The organism is Pseudomonas sp. RL (assembly GCF_000647775.1).
GTDB lineage: Bacteria > Pseudomonadota > Gammaproteobacteria > Pseudomonadales > Pseudomonadaceae > Serpens > Serpens flexibilis.
Window position 1 is genome coordinate 79,323 of sequence record NZ_JBOY01000008.1, and the last position, 8,482, is coordinate 87,804.

An 8,482-nucleotide genomic window follows, 5' to 3' on the forward strand; every position below is an offset into this window, starting at 1 on the left:
TCCTGGGGCGGGGTGGGGTCGGAGGGGGCGTTAGATCGCGTCGGTGCCGGTTTCGCCGGTACGGATACGAATGGCCTGCTCCAGGTTCACGACGAAGATCTTGCCGTCGCCGATCTTGCCGGTATTGGCCGCCTTGCTGATGGCTTCGATGACGCGGTCGAGCTGGTCATCGTCGATGGCCACTTCGATTTTCACCTTGGGCAGGAAGTCGACGACATATTCGGCGCCACGGTACAGCTCGGTGTGGCCCTTCTGCCGTCCGAAGCCCTTGACCTCGGTGACGGTGATGCCTTGAACACCGATGTCGGACAACGACTCGCGGACGTCGTCCAGTTTGAACGGCTTGATGATGGCAGTGACTAGTTTCATGAAACTTCTCCCGTTAGGTGGACTTGCCCCAGAAGTACTTAACCCCACGGCAAGTCTAAGCTCAGTGTCTGGCCTTTGGAACGCATCGCCGGCGCTGGCGCAGTCGTTTTCTTCTGTCCTGGAGCGCTGCGGTCGAAAGGCGGGCTCAGGTTCTGCATCAGTGCACGTGACACTTGGGATATAGCGAAAAGCTTGCCAGGTGCCTGCAAGCCACGGCCCACGCGGGCCGCAGCGATGGGCGCGGGCTGCCGACCGGCGGCGACGCACCAGGATGGAGCACGACAGCCCGGCCCGGTGCGTCTTTTACGTGCACGGCCCTAGGCTTTGGTCGGAGCGGTGCCCGGCCCGTGGCCGCGGCTGCAGGATTCCCAGCCAGCCGTTCTGCGCTAAACTGCCCGCCGACTTTCCCTCAGGAGCCGCCCATGCTGCCGCCCAAAGCCTTGTTCGATGCCATCAGCAGCCAGGCTGCCCGCCTGATCGGCGAAACCTCGCTGCCGCCCGCGGAGCTGGAGTCTCGCCTCAAGGCCCTGCTGCAGAGCGCCTTCAGCAAGCTGGATCTGGTCAGTCGCGACGAGTTCGACAGCCAGATGGTCGTGCTGGCCCGTACTCGCGCCCGCCTGGAAGCCCTCGAAGCCCGCGTGGCGGAGCTGGAAGCGCAGCGCACCGAGCAGGCCTGAGCACGCAGCGCCCAATCCCCCCTGCAAGGATGCGGGGTGCCGTCAATCAAGGAGTGATGCATGTCTTTGGCCCTGGTCCATAGCCGCGCGCTGGTGGGTGTCGAGGCCCCTGCCGTCAGCGTGGAAGCCCACCTGGCCAACGGCCTGCCCTCGCTGACCCTGGTAGGCCTGCCGGAAACCAGCGTGCGCGAAAGCAAGGACCGCGTGCGCAGCGCCCTGCTCTGCTGCGGCTTCGAGTACCCGCAGCGACGCATCACGCTGTCCCTGGCGCCGGCGGACCTGCCCAAGGATGGCGGCCGCTTCGACCTGGCCATCGCCCTGGGCATTCTCGCCGCCAGCGGCCAGGTGCCCAACGAACCCCTCTGCCACTACGAATGCCTGGGCGAGCTGGCGCTGTCCGGCGAGCTGCGCCCGGTACGCGGCGTGCTGCCGGCCGCGCTGGCCGCGCGCGCGGCGGGGCGCAAGCTGATCGTCGCCGCGCAGAACGCCGAGGAAGCCAGCCTGGCCTCGGGGCTCGAGGTGTATGCGGTCGAGCACCTGCTGCAGCTGGCCGCGCACCTCACCGGCCAGGAACCGCTGGCGCCCTACCAGGCCCAGGGGCTGCTGCGCCAGACGCAACCCTATCCGGACCTCGCCGACGTGCACGGCCAGTTGGCCGCCAAGCGCGCCCTGCTGGTGGCCGCGTCTGGCGCCCACAACCTGCTGCTCAGCGGCCCGCCCGGCACCGGCAAGACGCTGCTGGCCAGCCGCCTGCCCGGGCTACTGCCGCCGCTGGAGGAGTCCGAAGCCCTGGAGGTGGCCGCCATCCATTCGGTGGCCGCCCATACACCGCTGAGCCACTGGCCGCAGCGTCCGTTTCGCAATCCACACCACAGCGCCTCCGGCCCCGCTCTGGTGGGCGGCGGCAGCCGGCCGCGCCCCGGCGAGATCACCCTCGCCCACCAGGGCGTGCTGTTTCTCGACGAGCTGCCCGAGTTCGATCGCAAGGTGCTGGAAGTGCTGCGCGAGCCGCTGGAAAGCGGCGAGATCGTCATTGCCCGCGCCACGGAGAAGCTGCGTTTTCCGGCGCGCTTCCAATTGGTCGCCGCCATGAATCCCTGTCCGTGCGGTTACCTGGGTGATGCCGGCGGGCGTTGCCGCTGCACGCCGGAACAGGTGCAGCGCTACCGCAACAAGCTGTCGGGGCCGTTGCTGGATCGCATCGACCTGCACGTCACGGTGGCCCGCGAAACCACCCAGCTCGCCCCCACGGAGACCACGCCGCAAAGCACCCCGCAGGCGGCCGACCAGGTGGCCCGCGCGCGGGCGCGCCAGCAGGCCCGCCAGGGTTGCGCGAACGCCTTCCTCGACCTGCCGGGGCTGCGCCGGCATTGCGTGCTGGCGGACGAAGACCGCCTCTGGCTGGAAAAGGCCTGCGAACGCCTGGGACTCTCGCTGCGCTCGGCCCACCGACTGCTCAAGGTGGCGCGCACCCTGGCCGACCTGGAGGAAAGCGAACACGTCGGCCGCCCGCACCTGGCCGAAGCGCTGCAGTATCGGCAGGGGCAGGGCTGAACTATCAGCAAAAAACCCCGGGGCCTTGCGGCACCGGGGTTCTTCGTCACGTCTGGCCGATCAGTTGAACGGCTGCGGACGCGGGGTCTTGGCGGTGGACGGCGGCAGGATCGGCAGCGCGAAGCTCGGCTGCTCGCCGGTCAGGGTCTTCAGGAAGGCGGTGATCTGGGCGATCTGCTTCTGCTCCAGCTTGCGACCCAACTGCAGACGGGCCATCACGTCGACCGCTTCTTCCAGGTTCCAGTAGGCACCGTCGTGGAAGTAGGGGTAGGTCAGCTCGACGTTGCGCAGGGTCGGCACCTTGAACTTCATGCGGTCGGCATCGTTGCCGGTCAGGCCGGCAACACCCTCGGCCGGATTCTGGGTGGCGTAGGGTTCGACCAGACCCATCTTCTGGAAGGAGTTGCCGCCCACGGCGCTACCGTTGTGGCAGGCGGTGCAGCCCACGTCCTTGAACAGCTGGTAGCCGGCCAGTTCGTCCTTGTTCAGGGCCTTCTTGTCGCCCTTGAGCCACTGGTCGAAGCGCGAGTTCGGGGTCACCAGGGTCTCTTCGAAGGCGGCGATGGCGTCGGTCACCTGGTCGATGTCGATGGCGTTCTTGCCGTAGACCTTCTTGAAGGATTCACGGTACTGCGGGATGGATTGCAGCACGTCCACCGCCAGGGTATGGGTGAAGCCCATTTCCATCGGGTTGGCGATCGGGCCACCGGCCTGCTCCTTCAGGTCCGCCGCACGACCGTCCCAGAACTGCGCCAGGTTCAGGCTGGAGTTCAGCACGGTCGGCGAGTTGATCGGGCCCTGCTGCCAGTTGTGACCGATGGAGGACGGCAGGTTGTCGCTGCCGCCCATGGAGAGGTTGTGGCAGGAGTTGCAGGAAATGAAGCCCGACTTGGACAGGCGCGGGTCGAAGAACAGCTGCTTGCCCAGCTCCACCTTGGCCTGGTTGGTCACCTTGGCCGGCTGGATCGGCTGAATCGGTTCGTTGCTGGGCGCAGCAAAGGCGCTGGCGCTCACAGTCAGGCTCAAGGCCAGCATCACGGGTTTGAACATGGTCGGCTCCTACTGCTCATCAGGGTTAGACCAAAGATGCCGGTGGCGGCACACGGCCATATTGATGCATATCAAGGTGCTATCGGAAAGACATCGGTAATGCACCGCATCCCGGGCGCACGGCTTTTTGCGCTCCCACAGTTGGGCGTGCCAGCGGTGCATATCACCATGGGCGAGACACAGGCAAACAAAAACCCCTGCCGCCTAAGGACGACAGGGGTTCGGTTACAGCGAAGCCGTGATTACATCAGCGGGATGCTGTAGTTCACGATGAAGCGGGTTTGGTCGATGTCGGCGGTCTTGCCGTCGCCGTCGTACATGCCGTGCATCAGACGAGCGCCCAGACCCTTGAACTGACCCTCCGGAATGGTGTAGCCCACCACAACGTCAGTTTCGGTGTGATCGCGCTCCAGCACGCCGCCGTCGCCCATCTGGTGCAGGACGCTAGCGCTCAGGCCCTTGACACCCACGGTGCCAAAGTCGAAGCCGTAGCTGACCAGGGTGACTTTCTCATCCTGGTTAGCCATCAGGCCGTTACCGATCATGCGCTCGGAGATCAGGTAGTTGCTGTTGCTCAGCTGTCCGAAGCCGGTATCACCCGACAGTTCCTGGTAGCCAACACCGAAGGTGTGGCCGGCGATGGAGTAGTTGACCAATGCACTCCACAGCTTGTTGTCGTTGCGGGGATTAGCACGACCATCGCCATCACCATCTTCCGAGGTGTTGAAGTAACGCAGGTCAGCGCCCAGCTTGCCGGCGCCCACGGCTGCGGAGTACTTCAAGCCAGCGAAGTGCTGCTTGTAGGTGTTGTGCAGTTGGCCGAAGTAGTACTGGGCGGTCAGGCCGTCCATTACCTTGTAGTCGGCGCCCAGCAGCGAGAACTCGCCACCGAAGCGGTCGTTATTGTCAGTCCACTGATCCTCGTCACGCATGGACACCTTGGTCAGGTGAGCTGCGGTCAGGGTCAGGCCAGCGACATCCTGGTTGGTCAGCATCGCGCCTTCGAACAGCTGCGGCAGCATGCGTGCATCGTTGGAGACCAGGACCGGAGTAACGGGACGCAGGGCACCGAGGTAGCCAGTGGTCTTGCCGACGCGGGCCTTCAGGGTGGCACCACCCTTGTTCAGGCGCTCGGCCGACTCGTCTGCGCTATAGCGCTCGAACAGCATGGCGGCCTGCTGGTCGCCGTGGTCAGCCAGCTTGTACGCAGCGGCACCGAACAGGTCGACACCGACACCAATCGCGCCTTCAGTGAAGCCGGACTTGTAGTTCAGCATGAAGGCCTGGCCCCACTGGCCGCCTTCAACTCCTGCTGCACCGTTGAACTCATCGGTGTCCTGAGCAAAGTAGTAGTTACGCAGGTCCAGGCTCAGCTTGCTGTCCTTGACGAAATCAGCGGCAGCGAACTGGCTCATGCCCAGGGCGCTGACGGCGACGGCTACAGCCACGGCAGTTTTTTTCATTTGTTCTTACTCCAGTTTTGGTTTTTTCGAGCCGGGTTTTTGGCCCGTCTTCGAGCGCATCGGTCGGAACACCTTTCCCCCCAGCGTTCCGACGATATTCGCGACCGACCGTCCCCAACGGTACCGCTCGGCCTTTCACCTGCCTGTTGTGCCTTCCTGTTGGCCAGGCATCGAACCTGTTACAAACCACAACAAAAGTTAGGTGCGGGCCTTTATGACAGAAAAAAATCGGGTTTTGAAGCCTACCGATGGCCAATGTTGCCGCGGAAAAGGCGAGCCGGTTCACCGTTCCGCATGCTGGAAGGTTTCCGACAGACGGTGATTCCCGCATGTTTGCGGCATTCTGGCGCCAGGGACCCGCCGTTTCGTTGCCCGGTATCAATCCGACGGTAACCTTCGGCCAGTCGTCGCGCTGAGTGAACTTCCGTATACTGCCGCGCCTATTCCCGCCGGCGCTTGCAGTTCACGATGAAAGCGTTCCCGAATGCCCTCCTGTTGACGGTGGGCTATGCCCTGGGCTCCACCCTCTGGGTTTTCCTCAGCAACCAGCTGTTGCTGCGCTGGCTTGGTCCCGGCGAGCAGTACTACGCCTGGCAGACCTACAAGGGTCTGATCTTCGTCGCGATCAGCACCCTGCTCCTGTACCTGTTCCTGCGCCTGCAGCGCCGCCTGCTCGACGATGAGCTGCAAGTACGCCGCCAGCATGAAAACCGCCTGCGGCAATCGGCTGCCGTGTTCGACAACACCCTCGAGGGGGTGGTGATCACCAACACCCAGAACCGCATCATCCACGTCAACCGGGCCTTCGAGCGCATTACCGGCTATACCGAGGCCGAGGTGCTGGGCAACACGCCGAGCCTGTTCAAATCGGGCCGCCATGACCGCAGTTTCTACAACATCGTCTGGGGCGAGCTGCAGGCCCATGGCAGCTGGAGCGGCGAGATCTGGAATCGCCGCAAGAACGGCGAGATCTTTCCACAATGGCAGCGTATCCACGCCATTCGCAACGAGTTCGGCGAACTGACCCACTACGTGGCGATCTTCTCCGACATCAGCGCGATGAAGCAGACCCAGCAGGAGCTGGACCACCTGGCTCACCACGACCCGCTGACTGGCCTGCCCAATCGCCTGCTGTTCAACGAGCGCGTGCAGCATGCCCTGGAGCGCAATGCGAAGAGCCAGCAGGGCGGCTGCGTTCTGCTGCTGGACCTGGACCTGTTCAAGGACATCAACGAGAGCCTCAGCCACAGCACCGGCGACGAAGTGCTGCGCAAGGTGGCCGAGCGTTTGTCGGCGGTTGGCAAGGGCCTGACGGTGGCGCGCCTGGGCGGCGACGAATTCGCCCTGCTTTGCGAGGACGGTGGCGACGCGCAGCGGGCGACCGCGCTGGCCGAAGCCGTGCTGCAGAGCCTGCATGCCCCCTTCCAGATCGCCGGCGCCACGCTGTTCCTGACCACCAGCATCGGCATCGCCCTGTTCCCCGAGGACGGCACCCAGCTTGACCAGTTGATCCGCAATGCCGACTCCGCGCTGTTCAAGGCCAAGCAGAGCGGCCGGCAGACCTACGCCTTCTACACCCAGGAGCTGACGCTGCAGGCACGCCAGCGCATGGAGCTGGGCGCCGCACTGCGCCAGGCCATCGAGGCCCAGCACCTGCTGCTCAATTTCCAGCCGATTCTCGACCTGAAAAGTGGCCAGGTGCGCGGGGTGGAAACACTGGTCCGCTGGCGACACCCGTCCCGCGGAATGATTCCTCCCGGCGATTTCATTCCGCTGGCCGAGGAAAACGGCCTGATCGCCGCCATCGACACCTGGGTGCTCGGCGCCGCCTGCCGACAGATGCGCGCCTGGCAGGATGCGGGCATCGACCTCGACTTCATCGCGGTGAACGTTTCCAGCCGCCTCTTCAGCCGGGGCGAGCTGGAAGAGCACGTGCGCCGCGTACTGACGGAGACCGGGCTGCGTTCCGGCTGCCTGGAGCTGGAAGTCACCGAGAGCGCGGTGATGCACGATCCGGACGCGGCCTGCGAGCAGTTGCGACGGCTGAGCAACCTCGGCGTGCGCCTGTCGATCGACGACTTCGGCACCGGCTATTCCTCGCTGCTGCGCCTGAAGAGCCTGCCGGTGGACAAGCTGAAAATCGACCAGGGCTTCATCGCCGGCCTGCCCGACGACGAGGATGACGCCGCCATCACCCGGGCGATCATCGCCCTGGCGCACAGCCTGGGCCTGGCCGTAGTGGCCGAAGGCATCGAATCGCCCGCCCAGGCCGCGCTGCTCGCCCGCTACGGCTGCGGCCTCGGCCAGGGCTACTGGTTCGGCCGCCCGCTGCCGGCCGCCGAGCTGGACTGGCGGCCCCGGCCGCTGCCGCGCGTGCAGGCGGAAACCCTCACCGTCAGGTCATAGTTTCCCCCGCCCCTGACCGGAGACAGCGCGCCAGGTACATCGCGTCCCACCGATGCACCCACGCGCCACAAGCGCGCCGTGCCGGCGCGATGGTGGACAAGAACGACGTTGTCCACCCTACGTCTTGCAGGCGGGAACCCTCTCCATCCTCGATGGGCGACAGTCACGTAGGGTGGATCGCGCTCCATCGATCCACCCTCGCGCGCCAGGTGCGGCCGGCTAGGCGCGGCCCCCCGCCTAAAGTTCCACCCCCAGCCCGCTGACCCGCCGCACGCGGCGCTGCACCGCCGCCTCGAACACCCCGGCACACGGTTCCACCAGGGTGAACCGTTCGCGGGCGCGGGTGATGGCGGTGTACAGCAGCTCCTTGGTCAGCACCGGGTTCAGCGCGTCCGGCAGCACCAGCGCGGTGTGGGCGAACTCCGAGCCCTGGGACTTGTGCACGGTCATGGCGAACACGGTCTCCACGGCGGTGAGGCGGCTGGGCAGCACGAAGCGCACGCCGCCGGAGCCGTCGTTGCGCGGGAAGGCCACCCGCAACAGCGGCGCACCGTCCTCGCCGGGCAGACGCAGGGCGATGCCGATGTCGCCGTTCATCAGGCCCAGCCCGTAATCGTTGCGGGTCACCAGCACCGGGCGGCCCTCGTACCATTCGTGGGCGGGATCGATCAGCCCCTGGCGCTGCAGCTCATCCTGCACGCGCTGATTCAGGCCCTGCACGCCCCAGTCGCCCTTGCGCAGCGCGCAGAGCAGGCGGAAGCGGTCGAAGGCGCCAAGCACAGCGTTCGCCCAGTACTGCCAAGCCGGGCCGTTGAGCGGCTCCATGTCCAGCGGGCGCCCGGCCCGCAGCTCGCGCAGGTAATGCGCATAACCCTCCGCGCCCCCGTGGCCCTGGCTGATCAGCCGCGCCAGGCCGGCCGGCACGCCGCGCAGGGCATGCACGTCCGGCGCGCCCTGCGCCAG

At 65.7% G+C, this 8,482-nt stretch carries 7 protein-coding genes; 3 read left to right on the plus strand and 4 right to left on the minus strand.

The window, feature by feature from the left end:
* Nucleotides 1-30: 30 nt before the first annotated feature.
* A complete protein-coding gene (glnK, locus tag AS93_RS0102545; RefSeq protein ID WP_027589126.1) occupies nt 31-369 on the minus strand; it encodes a P-II family nitrogen regulator in 339 nt (112 codons plus the stop codon).
* A 422-nt stretch (nt 370-791) separates the two neighbouring features.
* On the opposite strand from glnK, the gene AS93_RS0102550 reads away from it, so the two are divergent.
* Nucleotides 792-1,046, plus strand: a complete 255-nt coding sequence (locus tag AS93_RS0102550; protein ID WP_027589127.1) for an accessory factor UbiK family protein — start codon at nt 792-794, stop codon at nt 1,044-1,046.
* A 60-nt stretch (nt 1,047-1,106) separates the two neighbouring features.
* Nucleotides 1,107-2,600, plus strand: coding sequence for a YifB family Mg chelatase-like AAA ATPase (locus AS93_RS0102555; RefSeq protein ID WP_027589128.1), 1,494 nt, complete (start codon nt 1,107-1,109; stop codon nt 2,598-2,600).
* Between the two features lie 60 nt (nt 2,601-2,660).
* Here AS93_RS0102555 and AS93_RS0102560 read toward each other — a convergent pair whose 3' ends face one another.
* Both AS93_RS0102560 and AS93_RS0102565 read right to left on the minus strand, forming a co-directional pair.
* The gene (locus tag AS93_RS0102560; RefSeq protein ID WP_051587312.1) at nt 2,661-3,635 is read right to left on the minus strand and encodes a cytochrome-c peroxidase; all 975 of its coding nucleotides are present in this window, start codon (nt 3,633-3,635) and stop codon (nt 2,661-2,663) included.
* A 257-nt stretch (nt 3,636-3,892) separates the two neighbouring features.
* On the minus strand, nt 3,893-5,113 hold the full coding sequence (locus AS93_RS0102565; RefSeq protein WP_027589130.1) for an OprD family outer membrane porin: 1,221 nt from the start codon (nt 5,111-5,113) through the stop codon (nt 3,893-3,895).
* A gap of 468 nt (nt 5,114-5,581) precedes the next feature.
* On the opposite strand from AS93_RS0102565, the gene dibA reads away from it, so the two are divergent.
* The gene (gene dibA, locus AS93_RS18590; RefSeq protein ID WP_037008421.1) at nt 5,582-7,519 is read left to right on the plus strand and encodes a phosphodiesterase DibA; all 1,938 of its coding nucleotides are present in this window, start codon (nt 5,582-5,584) and stop codon (nt 7,517-7,519) included.
* A 237-nt stretch (nt 7,520-7,756) separates the two neighbouring features.
* On the opposite strand, the gene AS93_RS0102575 is transcribed toward dibA, so the two are convergent.
* Nucleotides 7,757-8,482: ATP-binding domain-containing protein (locus AS93_RS0102575; RefSeq protein WP_027589131.1), on the minus strand; the 726-nt coding region annotated here is incomplete at its 5' end.